Annotated in this window: 20 protein-coding genes; 4 read left to right on the forward strand and 16 right to left on the reverse strand. The window is 69.1% G+C overall.

Annotation, left to right across the window (positions count from 1 at the left end; translation table 11 throughout):
• Window positions 1–92 precede the first annotated feature (92 nt).
• Window positions 93–872: an SDR family NAD(P)-dependent oxidoreductase gene (locus tag AX721_RS15210; RefSeq protein WP_068876830.1), complete on the forward strand. Its 780-nt coding sequence runs from the start codon at window positions 93–95 to the stop codon at window positions 870–872.
• Here the strand turns inward: AX721_RS15210 and AX721_RS15215 are convergent.
• Complete coding sequence (locus AX721_RS15215; protein ID WP_068876831.1) at window positions 836–1636, reverse strand: FadR/GntR family transcriptional regulator; 801 nt, start codon at window positions 1634–1636, stop codon at window positions 836–838. The genes AX721_RS15210 and AX721_RS15215 overlap by 37 nt on opposite strands.
• Before the next feature lie 104 nt (window positions 1637–1740).
• On the opposite strand from AX721_RS15215, the gene AX721_RS15220 reads away from it, so the two are divergent.
• Both AX721_RS15220 and AX721_RS15225 read left to right on the forward strand, forming a co-directional pair.
• Window positions 1741–2715, forward strand: a complete 975-nt coding sequence (locus AX721_RS15220; protein ID WP_068876832.1) for an aldo/keto reductase — start codon at window positions 1741–1743, stop codon at window positions 2713–2715.
• On the forward strand, window positions 2708–3223 hold the full coding sequence (locus AX721_RS15225; RefSeq protein WP_068876833.1) for a nuclear transport factor 2 family protein: 516 nt from the start codon (window positions 2708–2710) through the stop codon (window positions 3221–3223). Before AX721_RS15220 ends, AX721_RS15225 begins: the two co-directional genes overlap by 8 nt.
• 5 nt (window positions 3224–3228) lie before the next feature.
• On the opposite strand, the gene AX721_RS15230 is transcribed toward AX721_RS15225, so the two are convergent.
• From AX721_RS15230 to AX721_RS15260, 7 genes are read right to left on the reverse strand one after another with little or no spacing between them, the layout of a single operon-like run.
• The gene (locus AX721_RS15230; RefSeq protein ID WP_068876834.1) at window positions 3229–4737 is read right to left on the reverse strand and encodes a class I adenylate-forming enzyme family protein; all 1509 of its coding nucleotides are present in this window, start codon (window positions 4735–4737) and stop codon (window positions 3229–3231) included.
• The gene (locus AX721_RS15235; RefSeq protein ID WP_068876835.1) at window positions 4737–5033 is read right to left on the reverse strand and encodes a hypothetical protein; all 297 of its coding nucleotides are present in this window, start codon (window positions 5031–5033) and stop codon (window positions 4737–4739) included. Before AX721_RS15235 ends, AX721_RS15230 begins: the two co-directional genes overlap by 1 nt.
• Complete coding sequence (locus AX721_RS15240) at window positions 5033–5947, reverse strand: TIGR03619 family F420-dependent LLM class oxidoreductase (RefSeq protein WP_068876837.1); 915 nt, start codon at window positions 5945–5947, stop codon at window positions 5033–5035. Before AX721_RS15240 ends, AX721_RS15235 begins: the two co-directional genes overlap by 1 nt.
• Complete coding sequence (locus tag AX721_RS15245) at window positions 5944–6348, reverse strand: Zn-ribbon domain-containing OB-fold protein (protein ID WP_082765707.1); 405 nt, start codon at window positions 6346–6348, stop codon at window positions 5944–5946. The genes AX721_RS15240 and AX721_RS15245 overlap by 4 nt, the downstream gene beginning before the upstream one ends.
• Window positions 6348–7550 carry a lipid-transfer protein gene (locus AX721_RS15250; protein WP_068876839.1) on the reverse strand — a complete coding sequence of 401 codons (1203 nt, stop codon included), beginning with the start codon at window positions 7548–7550 and terminating at the stop codon, window positions 6348–6350. The genes AX721_RS15245 and AX721_RS15250 overlap by 1 nt, the downstream gene beginning before the upstream one ends.
• Complete coding sequence (locus tag AX721_RS15255) at window positions 7547–8743, reverse strand: CaiB/BaiF CoA-transferase family protein (RefSeq protein WP_068876840.1); 1197 nt, start codon at window positions 8741–8743, stop codon at window positions 7547–7549. Before AX721_RS15255 ends, AX721_RS15250 begins: the two co-directional genes overlap by 4 nt.
• A gap of 2 nt (window positions 8744–8745) precedes the next feature.
• Window positions 8746–10062: a CaiB/BaiF CoA-transferase family protein gene (locus AX721_RS15260; protein WP_068876842.1), complete on the reverse strand. Its 1317-nt coding sequence runs from the start codon at window positions 10060–10062 to the stop codon at window positions 8746–8748.
• Between the two features lie 245 nt (window positions 10063–10307).
• Here AX721_RS15260 and AX721_RS15265 point away from each other — a divergent pair, with 245 nt between their 5' ends.
• Window positions 10308–11093, forward strand: coding sequence for a FadR/GntR family transcriptional regulator (locus AX721_RS15265; protein WP_068876844.1), 786 nt, complete (start codon window positions 10308–10310; stop codon window positions 11091–11093).
• A 1-nt stretch (window position 11094) separates the two neighbouring features.
• Here the strand turns inward: AX721_RS15265 and AX721_RS15270 are convergent, their stop codons facing one another.
• The 8 genes from AX721_RS15270 to AX721_RS15305 form a co-directional block, all read right to left on the reverse strand.
• Window positions 11095–12396 (reverse strand): MFS transporter, encoded by a 1302-nt coding sequence (locus AX721_RS15270; protein WP_068876846.1) that lies wholly within the window; start codon window positions 12394–12396, stop codon window positions 11095–11097.
• Window positions 12397–12446: 50 nt separating this feature from the next.
• Window positions 12447–14711: a TonB-dependent receptor gene (locus AX721_RS15275; RefSeq protein WP_082765705.1), complete on the reverse strand. Its 2265-nt coding sequence runs from the start codon at window positions 14709–14711 to the stop codon at window positions 12447–12449.
• 250 nt (window positions 14712–14961) lie between these two features.
• Complete coding sequence (locus tag AX721_RS15280) at window positions 14962–15987, reverse strand: NADP-dependent oxidoreductase (protein ID WP_068876850.1); 1026 nt, start codon at window positions 15985–15987, stop codon at window positions 14962–14964.
• 20 nt (window positions 15988–16007) lie between these two features.
• Complete coding sequence (locus tag AX721_RS15285) at window positions 16008–17084, reverse strand: phosphotransferase family protein (protein WP_068876851.1); 1077 nt, start codon at window positions 17082–17084, stop codon at window positions 16008–16010.
• Complete coding sequence (locus AX721_RS15290; protein WP_068876853.1) at window positions 17081–17824, reverse strand: SDR family NAD(P)-dependent oxidoreductase; 744 nt, start codon at window positions 17822–17824, stop codon at window positions 17081–17083. The genes AX721_RS15285 and AX721_RS15290 overlap by 4 nt, the downstream gene beginning before the upstream one ends.
• A 72-nt stretch (window positions 17825–17896) precedes the next feature.
• Window positions 17897–19069, reverse strand: coding sequence for an amidohydrolase family protein (locus AX721_RS15295; RefSeq protein WP_068876855.1), 1173 nt, complete (start codon window positions 19067–19069; stop codon window positions 17897–17899).
• Between the two features lie 86 nt (window positions 19070–19155).
• Entirely contained in the window at window positions 19156–20346 is a 1191-nt protein-coding gene (locus AX721_RS15300; RefSeq protein ID WP_068876857.1) for an acyl-CoA dehydrogenase family protein, read from the reverse strand.
• A gap of 4 nt (window positions 20347–20350) precedes the next feature.
• Window positions 20351–21619: an acyl-CoA dehydrogenase family protein gene (locus AX721_RS15305; RefSeq protein ID WP_068876859.1), complete on the reverse strand. Its 1269-nt coding sequence runs from the start codon at window positions 21617–21619 to the stop codon at window positions 20351–20353.
• Between the last annotated feature and the right edge of the window lie 32 nt (window positions 21620–21651).

A 21651-nucleotide genomic window follows, 5' to 3' on the forward strand; every position in this document is an offset into this window, starting at 1 on the left:
CCTCAGACGACCGGCAGCATTGACATGCGTATTCATTATAATGATCCTCATGAATATAGAATAGTGGCTGCAAAGCCCGGGGAGGAACGAGCGTGACCCCACGGCGTCTGGAAGGACGGGCCGCGATCGTAACCGGCGCGGCCCGCGGCATCGGATTGGCCACCGCGGAGCGGCTCAGGGCCGAGGGCGCGCGCGTCCTCATGAGCGACATCGATCCGGGCGTGGCCGAGGTCGCCGACCGGCTGGGCCTGTCACACGCCGTGACCGACGTGGGCGACGCGGCGCAGATCGAGGCCCTCTTCGAGGCCTCCGACCGGGAATTGGGGCCGCTCGACATCCTGGTGAACAACGCCGGCGTAATCGGCCGGGCGACCAAGCTCGTCGACCTCGACCCCGCCGAGTTCGAGCGGGTGATGTCGATCAACGTGCGCGCCGGCCTCATCGCCACGCAGGCGGCGGCCCGCCGGATGACGCCCCGCCGCTCGGGCGCCATCGTCAACCTGGCCTCCGTGGCCGCCATCATGGCCGGCGGCGACCAGATCCCCTATGCGGTCTCCAAGGCGGCGGTGAAGCAGCTCACGGCCATGACCGCCCTGTCGCTCGCGCCCTACGGCGTCCGCGTGAACGCCGTGGGCCCCGGCCCGGTGGAGACGCCGATGGTCGCGGCCGTGACGGGCGGCGGCAAGGCGCTGGACGCGGTGCTCTCGCGCATCCCGATGGGCCGCATGGGCCGGCCCGAGGAGATCGCCGCCATCGTCGCGTTCCTGGCCAGTGACGATGCGTCGTACGTGACCGGCCAGACGATCTTCGCCGACGGCGGCCGCCTGGCGCTGGGCTACTTCGCCGAGCCGTTGGCGCCCGCCGGGACGTAGGCACCGCGCGCCAGCGCGCGCTGGCGGTACGGCGCGCGGCCGACACGCCGCGGCGGCAGGATGAAGCGGTCGTCGCGCGCGTGGCCGATGCGCTCCAGGATCCCGCCGGACGTGTTCCGCGCATGGTCGGCCATGCGACGGTAGGCCTCCTGAGCGTCGCCGTTCAGGATCGCCTCGGCGATGCCGTGGTGGTCATGCCGGATCAGCCGCGCGGGCGCGGCGACGTCGGTGGCGGCCCAGTAGAGGTCGGCGACCACATACGACAGCACCTGCGCCACCAGCCCCAGCGCTGGGTTGCCGGCGGCGCGGGCCACGGCGTCGTGGAAATCGATCGCGTGGGTGGGACTCACCGGCTCATCGCTCTCCGCCGCGGCCTCGGCCTCGGCAAGTTCGGCCCGCACGCGCTCGCGGTCGGGATTGGCCGCGGCGGCGGCGGCCAACAGCGGCTCGGTCGCCGCCCAGGCGTCCAGCACCTGGCCGTAGGTGACACCCGCCAGGCCCAGGAAGGCCGCGACCAGGGCCGCCAGGTGCTCTGCGTTCGCAGCCTCGATCACGGCGCCGGCCGAAGGGCCGGGCCGCACGGAGAGCAGGCCGGCCAGCTCCAGCATGCGCAGGGCCTCTCGCAGCGGCGTCGCGCCGGCGCCGTAGCGGCGCATCATGTGGGCCTGCGACGGCAGCCTGTCGCCCGGCCGCAGACCCTCGGCGCCGATGTCGCGCACGATCTCGAAGAGCAGGCCCTGAGCCTTCTTGTCGGCCGCCGTCATTCGAAGCCCCGCGCCCGGCGATCCTGGGCGCGCCCCCCTGTTGCTCGTCGCGAGCGTACGATATTCATGATGATGATCAATACGAACACTTCGGGAGGAATGAATTGCGCTATCGCAAACTGGGCTCCAGCGACCTGATGGCGCCGGAAATCACCCTGGGGACCTGGCTGAGCTATGGCGAGGGCGAGGTTCGCGCGCGCCACATCGCCTGTGTCCGTCGCGCCCTGGACCTGGGGATCAACCTGTTCGACACGGCCAACGTCTATGGCTGGGGCGAGGCCGAGCGGCTGCTGGCCGAGGCGCTGGCGGGCGTGCCGCGCGACCGCTACCTGCTGGCCACCAAGGTCTGGGGACCGATGAACGACACCGACCGCGGCCTCTCGCGCGCCCAGGTGTTCAAGCAGATCGACGGCTCGCTCACCCGGCTGAAAACGGACTACGTCGACCTCTACCAGTGCCATCGCTACGACGAGGACACCCCGCTCGAGGAGACCATGGCGGCGCTGAGCGAGGTGGTCCGCCAGGGCAAGGTCCGCTTCCTGGGCTTCAGCGAGTGGCCGCTGGACAAGGTGCAGGAGGCCGCGGCCATGGCCGGCGTGGAACGGTTCGTGTCCAGCCAGCCGCAGTATTCGATGCTCTGGCGCGAGCCCGAGACGGGGATCTTCCCTCTGGGCGAAAAGCTGGGCCTGGGCCAGCTGGTCTGGGCGCCCCTGGCGCAGGGTGTGCTGGCGGGTCGCTATCCGCCCGGCGCGGCCTTCCCGGAGGGCTGGCGCGCCGAAAGCCCCGCGATGAGCGTCCACCTGCGCCGCTGGTTCAGCGCGCCGGTTCTGGCCGCCGCACAGCAGCTGAAAGCCATCGCCGCGGAGGCCGGCCTGACGCAGGCGCAATTCGCGGTGGCCTGGGCGCTGAAGCATCCGGATGTGACCTCGGCGGTCGTGGGCGCCTCGCGGCCCGAGCAGCTGGACGATACGGCGGCGGCCAGCGGAGCGGTCGTGGATCCGGCCCTTTTCCACGGCGCCGAGGCCCTGATGGACGCGGCCCTGGCGGAAGCCCGGCGGCTGGAGACCGCCGATGCCTGATGACCGCCTCGACATCCTGCTGAGCCGCGCGGAGATCACCGAGGTGGTCGTCCGCTATGCCCGCGCCATCGACCGCCTGGACGAGGCGATGCTGCGCGGCTGCTTCCATCCCGACGCGCGCCACCGGCACGGCGATTTCGAAGGTCTCTCCAGCGACTTCTGCACGCGCGCCCTGGAGATCTGCCGCGCCGTCGTCGCCACTCATCACCAGCTGGGGCCGGTCTCGATCGACCTCGATGGCGACGTGGCCCACGTCGAGACCTACTTCACTTCCCACCACCGCTTCGGCGAGGCGCCGCCGCCCGGCGGGCGCCCGCACGAGGACCGCGTGGCGACCGGCCGCTACGTGGACCGGTTCGAGCAGCGGGACGGAGCGTGGAAGATCGCCGAAAGGATCGGGGTCATGGAGTTCCTCCGCTACGACCCGCCCTCGGACCGGGGCTTCTGGGAGGGCCCGCCGGAGCAGCGCGGGCGGCGCGACCGCGGCGACCCGGTCTATCGCCGCTGAGGCCGTCAGGCCTGCGGTGTCAGCTCGGGGGCGGCGAACTCGGCCTTCAGCACCCGGCGCAGGAGCTTGCCGGTGTCGTTGTAGGGCAGCTCGTCGCGGAAGACCCAGGTCTCGGGAGTCTTGGTCGAGCGCAGGCGAGCCTTCACCCATTCGCCCAGTTGGTCCGCCGAGGGCCGTTCGCCGCGCGGCACGACGAAGGCCGCGACGCGCTCGCCCCACCGCTCGTCCGGGGCGCCCACGACGGCGACGTCGGCCACGGCGGGATGGCCGCGCAACACGTCCTCGATTTCGCCCGGCGAGATGTTCTCGCCGCCGCGCACGATCACGTCGTCGAGCCGTCCTTCCAGGAACAGGTAACCCGCCTCGTCGATCCAGCCCGCGTCCTTGGTGGCGAACCACCCGGAGGCGTCGGTGACGCTGCGACCGAGATACTCGCCAGCCACCTGCTCGCCGCGCACGTGGACCTCACCCGACCGCCCCGGCGGCAGCGGGGCGCCCGCGGGGTCGCGGATCTCGATCTCGACGGTGGGCAGCGGTCGCCCGACCGACCCCAGCCGCTCGCGAACCGCCGGGTCGTCCGAGGCGACGGCTGCGCGGTGGTCCTCCGGCCCCAGCACCGAGATGGTCGAGGAGGTTTCGGTCAGGCCGTAGGCGTTCACGAAGTCCACGTGCGGCAGCAGTTCGAGCGCACGCCGGATCACGTTCACCGGCATCCGGCCCCCGCCGTAGCTGAGCGCCCGCAGGGTCGGCAGCCGCTCGCCCGTCTGCTCCAGCACGTCCAGCACGCGGCCCAGCATCGTCGGCACCAGCATGGCGTGGGTGATGGCCTCGGCCGCGGCCGTCTCGACCCAGGCCTCCGGTGTGAACGCCTCCAGATGCACGATGCGGCGTCCGCCGTAGATGCCGGTCAGGACCGCCGACACGCCGGCGATGTGATAGGGCGGCACGCTGACCAGCGCCGCCTCGCCCTCCTCCGCGCCCAGGAACTCCACGGTGGAGATCACGTACGAGGCCAGGTTGGAGTGACGTAGCACCGCGGCCTTGGGCTCGCCCGTCGTGCCGCTGGTGAAGAGCAGGACGGCGATGTCGCGCTCCGGGGTCTCCAGGGCCGGCGGCGCCGGCGCGGGGCCGCGGCAGGCCGCCTCGAAGGCGCTTCGGGCTACCAGGGCGACCCCGGCGACGCCTGCGACACGCGCCAGCATGTCGTCGTCGACAACCGCCACGGAGGGCGCGGTGCGCGCCAGCAGCCGACGCAGGTCGTCGTCCGGCAGCCGGTAGTTCAGCGGCGCGAAGGGCCGACCCAGAATTCCGGCGGCGAAGACGCTGGTCGGCAGCGCGGGCCCGTTCAGGCCCAGGAAGACGACCGCGCCCTCACCCCGGCCCGCGAGCCAGGCGGCGCCGGCCTGCGCCCAGGCCTGCAGGATCTCGAACGTCACGCCGTCGGCCCGCCGGCCCAGCGCCAGCCGGTGAGGCGCGGCGCCGGCCGCCATTTCCAGCAGGAGTGCAGTGTCCATCAGTCGGAGGCCGGCAGCTTCTTGGAATCCTTGAGCGTCATCGGGCGCCCCTCGAACGCGAGTTCACCCGCGCCGCCCTTGGAGCAGAGAACCTCCAGGCTGCTCTCGGCGTCGTGATATCGCTTGCCGGCCTGCGTCTCGCCCTCCGGCGCGGCGGCGTCGCCGGCGGGCGTTCCGTGTGGAACCACCGCAGCCCCGCCGCAGGCCAGGACGCCCGCCGTGGCTGGCGGACGCACGACGACGATTTCCACGCCGCTGATGGCGCTCTTCCAGCGCGATCCAGGCTTCAGCTCCATCACGCCGGCTCCGCCACGCGGGCCGAGACGCCCAGCTCTCGGGCCGTGGCCTCCAGCTTCGCCACCTTCGCCTCGAGGGGCGCGCCAGGGTCGTTCGACCAGACATCCGGCCCCCAGAGCACCAGGTTGTCGAAACCTTCCCGCACGAACCCCGGGACGGTCTCGGCGAACGGCGCATAGGGCCGCAGATAATAGGTGAAGGGACGATCCTGCGTGCCCTGCGCCTTGCGGGCAGCCTCGATGGTGTCGCGCAGGGTGAGCGCCTCGTCCAACGTCACCTGCGCCGAGTTCAGCCAGGCATCCGCGACGCGGGCCACGCGCCGCAGGGCGGGTCCCGAATTGCCGCCGCAGACCAGCGGCACGGGAGTCGCGTGCGGCGTGATCTGCAGCTCGCCGAACCGGAAGTGCTCGCCCTCGAAGCTGAAGAAGCCGCCGGCCCAGGCGCGCCGCAGGATCTCGATCGCCTCGTCCAGCCGCGCGCCGCGGGTCTCGAAGGGGACGCCGACCGCGTCGAACTCCTCTTTCAGCCATCCGGCGCCCGCGCCCAGCAGGAACCGCCCGCCCGATACATCGTGCGCGGTCGCCGTGGCCCGCGCCAGCAACAGCGGATGCATCATCGGCACGATGCAGATCGCCGTCCCCAGCTTCAGGCGGGAGGTCGCCCCGGCGACGGCGCCGAGCAGGAACCACGGGTCGTGGATCTTCACGTCCTCGCCCAGGATCTTCTTGTCGCGGTCGTCGTTCTTGTCCGCCGGCGTCTCCTTCCGCGAGGGATGGTGGCCAACATAGGTCTTCGGGATGACGTAGTGCTCGCCAAACCAAAGGCTGTCGAAGCCCAGACGCTCAGCGTGGCGCGCCAGGTTCAGCAGATCGGCCGGCTCGTAGTTGTAGGTGGTGATGCCGAAACTGGTCATGTGGCGGGCTTCCATTGCGGCAGGGTGGGACCATCGCCCAGCGTCTCGAACCAGACTTCCATCGGCTGGCCGGCCGTGAGGTCGGGCTCGCCGTCGAGACGTCCGACCAGGCGAACCTCGGGCGCTTCATCCAGCTCGACGACGACCAGGGTGTAGGGCGCCGGATAGTCCGGGTGGATCTGGTGCATCACCGCGGTCCAGGTGTGCAGCTTCCCCGTCCCCCTGGCGTCGCGCCAGGCGGTGTTCCAGCCGCCGCAGTGCGGGCAGTGGTCGGTGGGCGGATGCAGGGCGTGCTGGCAGTCGTCGCAGGCCTTGTAGACCAGACGCCCCTGCGCCGCGGCCTCGAAGAACGCGCCGGTCTCGCGGTCGCTGGCGTAGGGGATGATCGAGGGGGCGCCCATCACGCAGCCCTCCGAAAGACGACGCTTGAACCCACCGGCAACGGGCCGCCGGTGCACATGGCGAGCTCGGCGCCCGGCACCTGCATGTCGGCCTCGCCGCGCAGTTGGCGGACCGCCTGGACGATGTGGTTCATGCCGTGGACGTAGCCTTCCGACAGGTGCCCGCCGCCGGTATTGATCGGCAGACTGCCGCCGAGTTTCAGCGCGCCCGACGCAGCCAGCGGCCCGCCCTCGCCTTTGGCGCAGAAGCCGTAGGCCTCAAGCTGCAGGATCACGCTGATCGTGAAGCAGTCATAGATCTGGGCGCAGTCCATCTCGTGCGGCCCGACCCCCGCGCGGCGCCAAAGCTCGGCGCCCGCCTGGCGGCCGCCCAGTTCGGTGATGTCGTCACGGGTGACGGCCGGGAACATCATGCCCGCCCGGTGGTCGCGTGGTGCGCCGCCCGCCACGGCGCGGATCAGCACCGGCGGCTTGGGCAGGTCCTTGGCGCGCTCGGCCGTCGTGATCACGACAGCGCAAGCGCCGTCGCTCTCCAGGCAGTAGTCGAAGAGCCGCAGCGGCGAGGAAATCATCCGCGAGGCCAGATAGTCGTCCAGGCTCAGCGGACGGCCCGCCATCTGCGCGTGCGGCGTCCTGTTGGCGTGCTCGCGGCAGGTCATGGCCACGGCCGCGAGTTGCTCGGGCGTGGTGCCGTAGTCCAGCATGTGCCGCCGGGCCATCAGCGCAAAGGTCTGCCCCGCCGTCTGCAGGCCGTAGGGCAGGAAGAACTCGTCGTAGCTGCCGAAGCCGCCGACCACTTCCGAGCTCATGCGGCTCGTGCCGGCGCCCAGGCGCGACTCCGAGCGGCCGTTCAGCGACCGGAAGGCCAGGACGGCTTTGGCCTGGCCCGAGAGCACCGCGCCCATGGCCACGCCCATCATCATGCAGGGCGCCACGCCGCCGGGCCCGGTGTCGGCCCAGTAGTGCAGATCCTTCATGCCCAGTGAGGCGGCCAGGCTGTAGGGCCGCACCGTGTCCTGTTCGCAGCGCACGATGCCGTCGATGTCGTCGACGGTCAGGCCGGCGTCCGCGATGGCCTTCAGCGACGCCTCCGTCGCCAGCGACAGCACCCCGCGACCAGAGTCGCGGCTGAACTCGGTCTGGCCGATTCCGACCACCGCGGCCTTGTCCCGACCCGCAAAGCTGAGCTCGTCGTCGATCATTCGGCGGCCTCCCTGGCGAACACCTCGGAATTGTGCTGGCCCAGGTTCGGCGCTGCGGTGCGCGCCACCTCGCCGAAGGACGAGAAGCGATAGATCGCCCCCGGATAGGCCACCTTCCCCAGTCCCTCGTGCTCGACGTCGACGAAGAAGCCGCGCGCCTGCAGATGCTCGTCGTCGAACAGGTCCTCGGGCGCATTCAGCACGCCGATCGGCAAGCCGGCTGCCTGGCCGTCGCGATAGGCCTCGTGACTGTCCTGGACGAGGAAGAAGCACTCGACCAGTTCCTGCACCTCGTGGAAGTGCGCCTGCCGGTAGGCGACGTCGCTGAACTCCGGCTCGGTGAGCTGCACGGCCATGTCCTTCGAGGCCATCCAGTCCACCAGGGCGTTCCACGCCTTGGGCTCGGACAGGATCAGGGCGAAATAGACGTAGCGTCCGTCGGCGCAGCGGAAGAGCGCCGGCTGCGTCGGCGACGGCTGGGCGTGGCGGCAGGTCTGCCGGTGCACATGCACCCGCGGATAGAACCAGTATGGATTCGCCAGCTCGACGTTGACGGCGCAGGCCTCGTGCATCGAGACGTCCAGGAGTTGGCCGCGGCCGGTCTTCTGGCGCTCCAGAAGCGCGAGCATCAGCCCGATCTGCGCGAAACTGGCGGCCGAGTGATAACCCTGGTTGCCGCCGGGCCGGATCGGCGGGATCGAATGGTCGTCGTAGCCGCAGCTGTTCAGCGGCCCGCCCGCCGCCAGCGCGACCAGATCGGACGACTTGTAGTCCACCCAGGGGCCCGTCAGGCCGAACGGTGTCACCGACAGCACGATCAGCTTCGGATGCGCGTCGCTGATGGCCTGCAGGTCCAGTCCCGCCGCCTTCAGCGCGGCTGGCTGCAGCGTCGAGACGAAGACGTCGGCGTCGGCCAGCAGCCGCCACAGCGCCGCCCGACCGTCGGGCGTGGCCAGGTCGGCCGTCACGCTCTTCTTGTTCGAGTTGTAGAACCAGAAGCTCAGGCTGGTGTCCGGCCCGGCCCGGCCCTTGGCGAACGGACCGACGCGGCGGGTCGGCGCCCCTTCCGGCGGCTCAAGCTTGACCACCTCGGCGCCCATCTGGGCCATCAGCAGTCCGGTGAATTCGCCGCCGATGTCGTTGGCGACCTCGACGACTTTCAGACCGGACAGGGGATGCGGCGTCTGGGCCATGATCAGATCGCTCCCTCGGCGGCTAGGTCCTGGTATTCGTCCTCCGAAAGGCCCAGGAGGCCCTTGAAGACGTGGGCGTTGTCCTCGCCAAGCAGCGGCCCCGAGCGCCAATTCTCCTGCACCGTCTGGGAGAACTTGATCGGCGTGCCCTCGAACCGCGCCTCGCCGATCACCGGGTGATCCATTTCGAAGAACAGGCCGCGGCTGGCGATCTGCGGGTCGTGGTCGTTGGTGTCCTCCGCGGACTGCACGGCTCCCGCAGGCACACCGACGGCCTGCAACCGATGCATCAACTCGTGGCGGTCCTGGTTCGCCGTCCAGCCGCCGACCAGCGCGTCCAGCGCGTCCTGGTTGGCGAATCGCGCCGCCTGCGTCGCAAACCGCGCCTCGGCGGCCCAGGCCGGCCCGCCCATCACCGAGACCAGCCCGCGCCATTCGTCGTCGTCGAACACCGCGATGGCGATCCAGCGATCGTCGCCGCGGCATGGATAAACCCCGTGCGGCGCGGCGTCGGGATGCTCGAGCCGGTTGCCCGTCGGAAAGGTCCCATCCCTCGTGGAGCGGCCGTTCACCGACACGTCCAGCAGGATCGGGCCCAGCAGGTTGATGCCGGCCTCCACGGCCGAGACATCGATCTCGGCGCCCTGGCCGGTGTTGTTGCGATGATAGATCGCCGTCAGCAGGGCCGAGGCGTTGAAGAAGGCCGCCTCGTTGTCCATGTACGACAGCCCCCAGCCGGAGGGCTCCTCGCCCGGCAGGCCCGAGACGTACGAGAGTCCGCAGACCGCCTGCACGACGGGGCCGTAGCTCTTGTACTCGGCGTGCGGCCCGCTGTGCCCGAAGCCGCTCATGCGGGCGTAGATCACGTTGGGCGACAGCGCGTTCAGCCGCTCGTAGGTGAGCCCCCAGCGCTCCATCACGCCCGGCGCGAAGTTCTCGGTCACGACGCTGGAGGACGCGATCAGCCGTTCGGCCAGCGCCTTGCCCTTCGGGCTGCGCATATTGATCGTCACGCCCAGCTTGTTGCGGTTGTAGTTGTTGAACAGGCCGCCCTTGTTCGGGTCGGGATTGGCGTCCTCCTCGCCGTAGGTCCGCGCCTCGCCCTTGTAGATCGGCAGGCGCCTCGGCATGTCGAGCCGGTTGCGGTCCTCGATCCGGATCACCTCGGCGCCGAAGTCGGCCAGCAGGCGCGTCGCGCAGGCGCCCACGCCCATCCAACAGAAGTCGGCCACACGGACGCCCGCCAGAGGGCCGCGCCGCACGCCCGGCGTGCGGCTTGCGGCCGAGCCGGCCAACTCGGGACGCACGGTGCTCAGCATGCAAACTCAGCGCCTATCGGCGCGCTCCCTGCCGATCGGTTCTCAAGGCCGATCTGTGATAATCATCATTATGATCTCCTGTTGATGCATGTCAAACGCGATCGCACGCATCCATGTTGATGATCATTATGGACCTTCGGGGGGACGTGATGGCATCGCAGGGTTGCTTTGTGCCGGCGGGACTGCGAGCAAGACGGAATCCGCTGAATATCCGGTCCGCTGCAGGCGGTGGGGGAAGGTCATCGATGAGTTCGCGCCGTAAGGCCGCCGACGTCGCCAACGAGACACCGGATCTGCGCGGCGCGCGGCCGGTGTCGTACGAGCTGACGCGCCGTACGCTGAAAACCTCCGAGGTCGTGGCCCTGGAGATCGTCCGGGACATCGTCGCCAACAAGATGCAGCCCGGCGATCGCCTGCCGCTGGAATCCGAGATGCTGGTCCAGTACCGCGTCAGCCGTTCGTCCCTGCGAGAGGCGCTGCGGCTGCTCGAGGTGCAGGGGCTCATCGGCATCCGGCCCGGCCCGGGCGCCGGCACCGTGGTCGGCCGCGTGCTGCCCGGCAACCTGGCGCGCACGCTCACGCTGCACCTTCACATGCTGGGCGCCAACTACGACGAGCTGCTCGAGGCCTGGGTCGAGTCCGAACCTTTGCTGGCGCGGCTCGCCGCCCTCAATCCCGACCGGGAGAAGGTGAAGGCGGCGCTCAGCCCCTTCCTGGACGAAGGCCACGGCTGGGCGGTTCGCCAGGGCCTGCAGTTCCACGACATCGTCTCGGAGCTGGCCGAGAACCAGGTGCTGTCGCTGGCGCTGCGCTCCATCGGCTTCATCGTCACCGAGCAGGTGCTGACCAGCGCCGAACGGGGCGAGCTCGAACCGCAGATCGTTCACGACCACCGCGAGGTGGCCGAGGCGATCATGGCCGGCGACGGCGACCTCGCCGCCAACCGCATGCGCGAGCACATCCGGCATGCGGTCGAGGACTTCAAGGCGTACTGGCCCATGAAGGTCGGCGAGAAGGTGCAGTGGCGCTGAGCTAGGCCCGCGCCGGTTCGCCCACAGCTGACGCCTCCCCGGCGCCCAGCTCGCGGACGAGGTGCTGGCCCGAGCGGAAGAAGCAGGCGCCGGCGACCATGCACATCCCCATGCTCGAGAGGATGGCGTAGCGCAGCGCGTCGACCCCGAAGCTGGGCTGCAGCGCGTCGCTGATCATCCCGGTCATCAGGGGGCCCAGGCTCAGGCCCAGGACGTTCACGATCAGCACCAGCATGGCCGACGTGAACGCGCGCATCCGAGCCGTCACGAGCATCTGGGCCGTGGCCACGATGGGCGCGAACCAGACGTTCAGCAGGACGGCCTGCAAGACCCCCAGGGCCATGGACGTCGCCGTGTCATCCACCAGGTAGACCCCGATCGACACCGGCAGCAGCAAGGCCGAGCACAGCGCCGGCAACCACATGTACCAGCGCCGGTCGGCGCGCCCAAGCCGGTCGGCCAGCCAGCCGCCGACGAACTGCCCCAGCCCGCCGCCGAGGCCGATGGCCAGCGCCAGGAACAGGGCGACCTGCCCGATCGGCATCTGGTGCACCCGCCCAAAAAACGGCGCGTTCCAGTTGTGGGCGGCGAACACGACGAAGGCGTGCGCCGCGCCGCCGGCGGCCAGGAACCGGAAGGCCCGGCTGCCCCACAGGATGCTCAGCGCTTCGCGGAGCGGCACCTGGACGCGGCCGTCCCCGGGCTCGTCGAAGCGGCCGCGCTCAGGCTCCTTCATCGTCAGAACCAGGGGCGCCAGGGCGACGCCGGCGATCCCGAACAGCAGGAACGCCTCACGCCAGCTCAGCGCCTGGGTGATCCAGCCGCCGGCCGCGAAACCCAGCATGGTGCCGAAGGGATTGGACAGCCCCCAGAGCGCGAGGGCCGTCGCCCGCTGCCGAAGCGGATAGTAGTCGGCGATCATGGAGTGGCTCGCGGGCACGCAGCCGGCCTCGCCGAACGCCACGCCCATGCGCAGCGTCACCAGGGTCGCGAAGTTGTTGGCCAAGCCACAGGCCGCCGTGGCCGCGCTCCAGATGGCGAGCGCCGCGGCGATCAGCTTCTTGCGGTTCCAGACGTCGGCCAAGCGCGCGATCGGCAGGGCCATAGTCGTGTAGAGGATGGCGAACGACAGCCCCGTCAACGCGCCCAACTGCGTGTCGGACAGCCCCAGGTCCGCCTTCAGCGGCTCCTGGAGGATCGAGATGATCGAGCGATCGATGTAGTTGAACAGGGCCACGACGAAGAGCATGGCCAGGCCGTAGCGGCTGGCGAAGACGTCGCGGCGGGGATCGGCCTGGGCCATGGGCTACCTGGAAAGGCCCGGCGCCATGGGGCGCCGGGGCCGAAGCGAGACTATTCGAACCGGTAGGTGAAGGTCATGCCGATCTGGCGCGGTGGATTGATCACGCCGCGGTCGACCTCCAGCGCGGCGTTCTCCTGCGGCGTCAGGAAGTAGAAGCCGTAGTTGGCCGGGGCCGGCATGCTCCAGCGGTTGAGCACGTTGCGCGCCCACACCTGCAGCTTCCAGGAGCCTTCGGCCGGCGTATAGGTGGCCGACAGGTTGATGAAGTCCTTGCGCGCGGTGTGGCGCACGCCGATCGGCTGGGCGCGCAGCGGCGAAACCTGGAACGAGCTCGCCCACTGGTCGTCGGCGTGCAGGTTGAGCGTGCCCATCTCACCGAGGTCCAGCTCGTAGTTGACGTAGATCTTCAGGTCGTTCTTGGGCGTGAACGGCACGGGGTTCCCCGAGCAGTCGACGCCCGTGGCGGTGCAGCCGCGGAACGACGAGTAGGTGGCGTCGGTGTAGGCGTAGTTGATCCCGATCTGCAGGTTCTCGATCGGCGAGGCCACGGTCTCGACCTCGACGCCCTTCACCAGGATGCCGCCGGCGTTGGTGTCGTTGAGCACGCCGTTCACCAGGGTGCGGACCTGCACGTTCTTGGTCTTGGCGCGATAGGCCGCGAGGTTGAACACCAGGCGGTTGTCGAGCAGCCGAAGCTTCGTACCCACCTCGTAGCTGGTGCTGTTTTCGGGCTCCAGCGGGGTCACTGCGGCCAGGGGTGTGGTGCTGGTCAGCGACCAGCCGCCGCCCTTGAAGCCCGTCGACACCGAGCCGTAGATCAACGCGCCGTCCATCGGCGTGAATTCGAGGATCGCGCGCGGCGTGAACTTCTTCCAGGACTTCTCGAACTGGACGTCGAAGGGGGCGCCATAGGCCCAGGTCCGGGCCGTGTGGTTGGTGTAGCCCTTCTTCTTCTCGTAGGTGTACCGGCCGCCGGCGGTGAACGCGAGCTGATCGGTGATGTGGTACTTGAGCTCGGCGTAGGGCGCGATGCTCAGCACGTGGTTGTCGCCCACCACTACGGCGTCCTGCCGCTGGCCGGCGGTGAAGATCGACAGGCGCGACTGCGGGATGGTCCCGTTGAAGCCGAAGGTGATCGCCTTCTTCAGGTTCTCGAAGCTGTAGTAGACGCCCGTGATGTACTCGAGCTTCCGACCCGCCGGCGACGTGAGCCGCAGCTCCTGGCTGAACTGCCATTCGTTGCTGCGGTTGATGCTGGGCCGGTTCAGGGCCAGCGGGCTGGAGTCCCCGTCGTCCTCGTAGAGCGAGTCCAGGGTGCGGTAGCTGGTCAGCGACGTAATCGTGCCGATCGGCTGCTCCCAGTCGGCGCGCAATTGGGTGGCGACGATATCGCGCCGCGTCTGGCCATCTACGTCGTGGGAGATCTCCCACGGCTTCTGGACACCGCCCAGACTGTTCACCAGCGAGCCCTGCCCGAAAGACTGGTATCCCGAGGCGTACATGTTCTCGTGGTTGAACTGCACCAGCGCGGTGAGCCGCAAGTCCTCGTTCACCTGCCACAGCAGCGTCGAGCGGATCGCGTAGCTCTGCTGGTCGCTCACGTTGTGACCGGTGGTCCGGTTGAACATGTAGCCGTCGTTGTTCTTGACGCTGTAGGCCAGCCGCGCGGCGACGCTCTCGCTGATCGGCAGGTTCACGAAGCCCTGGGTTTCGAAGCCCGACTGGTCGTGCCGGCCATAGGTGCTGAGCGTGGCGTTGACCTCGCCGTAGGCGCCGTCGCCCAGCGTCGGCTTGTTGCTGGTGATCTGCAGCGCGCCCCCGACCACGTTACGGCCGAAGGTGGTGCCCTGTGGCCCGCGCAGGATGGCGATCTGCTGGACGTCGAAGAAGTCCGCGTCGAACGAAGCCAGCGTGCCGTAGTAAATGTCGTCCGCGAAGATCGCGACCGGCAGTTCCAGGTGCGGGGAGTCGTTGGTCGTGGTCTGGCCGCGCACCTGCAGGTTGGCGGTGCTCTGGCCCTTGGTGGAGACGAACGTCGCGCCGGGCACCATGGCCGGTATGTCGACGAAGTTGGTGACCCGCTCGGTCTTGGCCTGCTCGCCCGTGATGGCGGTCACCGCGATCGGCACCTTGCTGAGTCGCTCCTCGCGACGAGTGGCGGTGACGATCACCTCGCTGACCTGCGCGTTGTCGGCCGCCGGCGCGGTGTCCGCGGCCTGGGCCGGCGCGGCGAGGAACGCCGTTCCGGCAAGCAGCGCCGCCGCAGCGGCGTACTGCATGAGCTTCGGCTTCCGAGACGCTGTGCGCATCGACATCGATCTTCCTCCCCCTCTGGCCGACCGGGCGATCGGCGTTTTGTTCAGGGAAGGCGCACGTCAGCAGGCCGCGCTCGCCTCTTCGGCAAACCGGCGTCTGGCCCCGACTCGTACGTGGAGGGCCCCGACGTCTCTTCCCTGTCCGGCCGGTTGATCCGACCAATTAGGGATGATCATGATGATGATCATCCGAATGTCAATCATGCAGCGTGGATCGCAAGGCGTATTCCGCCGTCGAAACCTCCTCAGGTCAGGAGTTCGCCACCTTGAGTAGCTGCTTGCCCACGTTGCGACCTTCGAACAGGCGCATCAGGGCGGCGGGCGCGTTTTCGAAGCCGTCCACGATGTCGGGACGCGCGACGATACGCCCGCTGCGCAGCCATTCCGTCAGCCGCGCGTCGGCCTCCGGATAGTCGCGCTCGTACTGGGGCATCAGGAAACCCTGGATCGTCGCGCCCGTGAAGACGACGTTGAAGTAGTTGCGAGGGCCTTCGGGCATCTGCGGGCTGCGCGGGTCGAAGTTGTAGCGTGAGATGCCGCCGCAGATGACCACGCGGGCCCGCAGCGCAAGCCGCGCCAGCACGTCGTTCAGCAACTCGCCGCCGATATTGTCGAAGAAGATGTCCACGCCGGCGGGCGCAAGCTCGCGCAGGCGGGGCTTCACCTTTTCGCTCTTGTAGTCGATGGCCGCGTCGAACCCGAGCTCGCCGGTCAGCCAGGCGCACTTCTGGGGCCCGCCGGCGATGCCGATCACACGGCACCCCGCGATCTTGCCCAGCTGTCCCACCAGAGAGCCCGTGGCGCCCGCCGCGCCCGAGATCACCAGCGTGTCCCCGGCCACCGGCCGGCCCACCTTCATCAGCGCCAGGTACGCCGTGCGCCCAGTGCCGCCGAGGACACTCAGCACCGCCTCGTCCGACACGCCGTGCGGCGCCTTGTCGAGCCGGCTCGCCGGCACGGTGGCCAGTTCCTGCCATCCCAGGTGGCCGTAGACGGTGTCACCGGGGGCATAGTCCGGATGGGCCGACTCGACCACGACGCCGACGCCCGAGCCGGGCATCACACCGCCGATCTCCACCGGATCCATGTAGCTGGCGGCGTTCTCCATCCAGCTCTTCTGCGCCGGATCGAAACCCAGGCACCGGGTCCGGACAAGCACCTCGCCAGCGCGGGGCGCCACGACCGGAACCCGGGCGAGTTGGAAATCGCCGTCGACCAGCGGACGCCCGACGGGACGGGCGGCCACCTGCCATTGGCGTTGGACCTGAGCGCTCATGGCTTTTCCCTTTTTGTGGATCAGGCCGCGCCCGCCTCGCGGGCGTAGCGCCAGGCGGCTTCGGCGAGCGGGCGCACCCGGGCCTCCTGCTCTGCGGCGGTCGCCGAGGCGGCGTTGCCCTGACGCGCACGGCCGACGATGCCCTGCACGATCGCGGCGACCCGGAACAGGTTGTAGGCCTTGTAGAAGCCCAGGTTCTCCAGCGGCGGCCGACCGGTCCGCTCGCAGTAGCGCGCGACATAGGTCTCCAAGCCGGGAATCCCCAGGGCGGCCAAGTCCAGGCCGCGCAGGCTGCCCCGCGTATCGCCGTCGTCCGGCCGATACCATTCCATCGCGTGATAGGTGAGGTCGCCCAGCGGGTCGCCGGTGGTCGACAGCTCCCAGTCCAGCGCCGCCACGACCCGCGGCTCGGTCGGGTGGACCAGCAGGTTGTGGAACGAGTAATCGCCGTGGATCAGTCGCGTCTCGCCGGCCGCCGGCGCGGCCTTGGGCAGCCATTCGATCAGCCGGTCCATCTCGGGCACGTCGGCGGTCTTCGAGACCTCGTACTGTTGGCTCCAGCGCCCGATCTGGCGCTCGAAATAGTTGCCGGCGCGCCCGAAGTCCTCGAGGCCCGCGGCGACGTGGTCGATCGTGTGCAGCCGCGCCAGCACCTCGTTGGCCGAGTCGTAGACGGCCGCCCGATCGGCCGGCGTCAGGTCGGGCATCGAATTGATGAGGAACACCCGGCCGGGCACGTGGCGCATCACGTAGAAGGCGGTGCCCAGGACCTCGGCATCTTCGCAGAGCGCCAGCGGCTCGGGCACGGGGAAGCCGCGCTCGAACAGCGCCTTCATCACCCGAAATTCACGGTCGACGGCGTGCGCCGATTTCAGCAGCACTCCTGGCGGCTTGCGGCGCAGCACGTATTTCGCGCCCGGCGTGGTCAGTAGGTAGGTCGGGTTCGACTGGCCGCCTTCGAACTGCCGCACCTCCAGCGGCCCGCCATAGCCCGGGACAACATCGCCCAGGAAGGCGGCCAGGCGCGCCTCGTCGATCCGGTGGGCCTCCTTCACCGGCACGGTCTGGCCCAGGTACTTTCGCGCGGGCTGACTCATGGCACGCAGCCGTCCAGCCGGATGATCGTGCCGGTGGTGAAGCTGGACCGGTCGCTGGCCAGATAGAGCGCCGTCGTCGCGATCTCCTCCGGCCGCCCGATCCGCTTGACCGCCGCGGGCGAGGTCCTGTCGGCTTCTTCGCGCCAGCTCTTGGCGATGTCGGTCCAGAAGGGCCCGCACATGATGGCGTTGACCCGCACCTTGGGGCCGAACTCCATGGCGTGAGCCTGGGTCATGATGTTCAGCGCCGCCTTGGCGCCGGCATAGACCGGATAGGTCGCGCTGGGATGGACCGCCGCGGTGCTGCTGACATTGATGATCGCGCCCGAACCGGCCTGGACCATGCGGTCGCCGATCAGGGCGGAGAGCCGGAACGGCCCCTTGAAGTTCACCCCGACCGTCTTGTCGAACAGCTCTTCGCTGACGTCGGAAGACTTGGGCGCGGTGGGCGCGATGCCGGCGTTGTTCACCAGCACGTCCACGCGTCCGAAGGCGTCGTAGGCCGCCTCGACCAGTTCCGGGATCGCGTCCCACTGGCCCACGTGCGCCGCGACCGCCAGCGCGCGGCGGCCCATGGCGCGGACCTCGTCGGCCACCGCCTGGCAGGGCTCAAGCTTGCGGCTGGCGACGATCACGTCCGCGCCGCACGCGGCGAACGCCTTGACCATCTCGTAGCCCAGCCCCCGGCTGCCGCCCGTGACCAGGACGACCTTGCCGGTCATGTCGAAGTAGTCGTTCATCCGGGCCTCCCGCCTCGAAAAAGAGAGCCGGCCGGGCCTGCGCCCAGCCGGCAGGCTTGGGTGATCGGGAGGTTAGTCCAGGTGGTAGATGCGCGCGGCGTTGCCGTGGACGATCTTCTGAACGGTCGCCCGGTCGACGTCCTTGAACGCCAACTCGATGTAATCGGCCGGCGCGATGGCCGATGTGCAGGGTCCCGGGCTCATGCTGGTCGGATGCGGGAAGTCCGTCTCGTAGAGGATGTTGTCGGCGCCCAGCAGATCGATGGTCGGCTTCAGCGTGCCCACTTCGAACCAGAACGAGCCGTAGATCTGGCGCTTGAAGAACTCGCTGGGCTTCAGCTTGTACTCTGGGTTCTCCTTGTGCGCCCCGCAGTTCAGCCACTGGTAGTCCAGGCTGGCCAGCAGGTACGGAATCCAGCCCACCCCGCTCTCGACCACCACGAAGTTGAGGTTCGGGAAGCGATGGCAGACGCCGCCGCAGGTGAGCTGCGAAATGGTCTGCGCCAGGTCCAGCGAGAACAGCGCCCCCATGGAGGCGAACGCCGCGTGCGGCTTCACCGAGGGGTGCATCATGTCGAAGTACCACATGTCCCCGGCGCCCACGTGGAAATTGATGGGCATGCCGAGCTCCTGGGCGGCGGCCCAAAGGCGGTCCCAATGCGGGTCGGTCAGCTTGGGCAGGCCGAAGGTCTCGGGCTCGGCGCAGAAGATCACGCCCTTGTGGCCCATCTGCGCACAGCGCTGCATCTCGGGGATCGTCTGGTCGAGGTTCCAGAACGGCAGCGCGCATTGAGCGATCAGGCGCTTGGGATCGGCGCTGGCCCACTCCGTGACCCAGTCGTTGTACGCCTTCACGCACAGCAGCATCAGCTCCTGGTCGCCCAGGCCCAGGAACTTGCCGGCGCCGAAGCCCGCGACGTTCGGATAGAGGATCTGGGCGTAGATGCCGTACTCGTCCATGCGCTTCAGGCGCGCGGTGTTCTGATAGAGCGCCGGGTCGACCTGCTCGAGCTTCTGGGGCCGCTTCGGCGGATACTCGTGCCAGCCGGCCATCGCCGCACCCGCGGCCGCCCCGGTGCGCTCACCGTTAAAGAACCAGGCGTCCTCGTTCATGTTGGGATCCCAGCGCACCTGCGGGACCTGATCGGCATATTTCTTCGGCGTCCGCGTGGTCCACAGATCGTACGGCTCGATCACGTGGGTGTCGGTGTCGATGACTTTGAATTCCTTGACGATCGCGTTCACGTCGCTTCCTCCGGCCGCCCTGGTCGGGCGCTCTTGTGCATGTTCGGTGAAATCATGATGATGATTATCATGATAGTCAAATGGTTTCAGCCCAGGATGATCCGCGCCAGGATGTTGTGCTGGATCTCGGACGAGCCGCCGTAGATCGTCGCCGCGCGGCTGTTCAGGTACTTGGCCGTGGGCGTGAGCGCATAGCCGGGGCCGACGGGCGGGGTGTTGGTCCCCATTCCCAGCGCAGCGCGCTGGTCGGCGCCGGCATAGACGCCCAGAGAGCCCATGGTGAGCTCGGTGATGCGCTGCAGCAGCGTGCTGACCGTCAGCTTCAGGCGCGAGGCCGTGGCGTCGCCCACCGGGCGGCCGGCCATCAGCGTCGCCGCCGTCTCCCGCTCGGCGAAGTCCAGCGCCTGGAGTTCGACGTCGAGTTCGCTCCAGCGCTGGCGGAAGGCGGGATCGTCGCCCCACCATCCCTCGGCCTCGGCGATCCGGCGCGCCGCGCGCAGCTGATCCCACAGGCGGCTGGCCGCCGCCCCGCCGCCGCGTTCGAACTCCAGCAGCGCCTTGGCGACCGCCCAGCCCTGGTTCTCCGCGCCCACGCGATTCGCCACGGGTATGCGGACGCCGTCGAAGAAGACCTGGTTCACCTCGTGCTCGCCCGAGATCGAGATGATCGGCTGCACCGTGATCCCGGGCGCGTCCATGGGCGTGAGCAGGAAGCTGATCCCCGCCTGCGGCTTGCCCTCCGTCGAGGTCCGCACGAGCAGGAACATCCAGTTGGCGTGGTGGGCGTGGGTCGTCCACAGCTTCGAGCCCGTGACCACATAGTCCTCGCCCTCGCGGACGGCGCGGATCTGCAGCGAGGCCAGGTCCGACCCGGACTGCGGCTCGGAATAGCCCTGGCACCAATAGTGCTCGCCCGAGAGCATCCGGGGCAGGAAGAAGGCCTTCTGCTCGGGCGTGCCGTAGCGCATCAGGACGGGACCGCACATCTGCAGGCCCATCGCCGGCAGCACCGGCGCGTTCGCCTTGGCGCACTCATCCGCGAAGATGAACTTCTGCATCGGGCTCCAGCCCGGCCCACCGTGCTCGACGGGCCACGACGGCGCCACCCAGCCTTTCTCGTAAAGCACGCGATGCCAGCGCCTGCAGAGCTCGCCGTCCGAGAAGACGCCGGCCTGCCGCGCCTGGGCTTCGCGGATGTCGGCCGTCAAAGCTTTCTCGAGGAAGCCCCGCACCTCGTCGCGGAAGGCGGCGAGGTCGGAATCGAGCGTTCCGGCCATGACGCTACTCGGCGGCCTGGCGCGCGGGCGCAGGGGCGGCGTATTTGCCGAGCTCCATTCGCGCGATGGTGCGGGCATGCACCTCGTCCGGCCCGTCCGTCAGGCGGTGGATCCGGTTGTTGGCATACAGTTCGGCCAGGCCGAAATCGGCGGTCACCCCGGCCCCGCCGTGGGCCTGGATCGCGTCGTCGATGACCTTGCAGGCGATGCGGGGCGCGGCGACCTTGATCATGGCGATCTCGCCGCGGGCGCTCTTGTTGCCCGCCACGTCCATCATATAGGCCGCCTTCAGGCAGAGCAGCCGGCACATCTCGATGTCGATGCGGGCCTCGGCGATCCGCTGCTCCCACACGGAGTGTTCGGCGATCGCCTTGCCGAAGGCGACGCGGCTCAGCAGGCGGCGGCACATCTTCTCCAGCGCCACCTCGCAGGCGCCGATGATGCGCATGCAATGATGGATCCGGCCGGGTCCGAGGCGGCCCTGGGCGATCTCGAACCCCCGGCCCTCGCCCAGCAGCATGTTCTCGACCGGCACCCGCACGTTCTCGAGCAGCACCTGCGCGTGGCCGCCGTGCGCCTCGTGCTCGTAGCCGAACACGGGCAGCATGCGCTCGATGGTGATCCCGGGTGTGTCCGGCGAGACCAGGATCATGGATTGCTGGTTGTAGGTGCGGGCGCCCGGATCGGTCTTGCCCATCAGGATGTAGACGTCGCAGCGCGGATGGCCCGCGCCCGACGAGAACCATTTGCGGCCGTTGATCACATAGTGGTCGCCGTCACGCTCGATACGGGTCTCGATGTTCGAGGCGTCGGACGAAGCCACCGCGGGCTCGGTCATCAGGAAGGCCGAGCGGGTCTCGCCGTTCATCAGCGGCCGCAACCACCGCTCCTTCTGCGCCAGCGTGCCGTAGCGCATCAGCACTTCCATGTTGCCCGTGTCGGGCGCCGAGCAGTTGAAGACCTCGGAGGCGAAGCCGACGCGGCCCATGATCTCGGCAAGGGCGGCGTACTGCAGGTTGGTGCACTGCAGCCCCTCGAACTCGAAGGTGTCGTCCACATGCTGCTGGCCGCTGTGCGGCGGCATGAACATGTTCCAGAGCCCCTCCGCGCGGGCCTTGGCCTTCAGCTCGTCGACGACGGGCACGGCCTTCCAGCGGTCCCCCTCGTGTTCCTGCCGGTGGTAGGTCTCCACGTTCGGATAGACGTGCTCGTCCATGAACCGCTGCACGCGGTCGATCAGGGCTTTCGTCTTCTCGTCGTGCTCGAAGATCACGGCGGCCTCCCTCGGGCTCTCGTTTCTGTTGT

Origin of the sequence: Phenylobacterium sp. CCH9-H3, assembly GCF_001557235.1 — a bacterium.
In the GTDB taxonomy this organism is placed as follows: domain Bacteria; phylum Pseudomonadota; class Alphaproteobacteria; order Caulobacterales; family Caulobacteraceae; genus Phenylobacterium.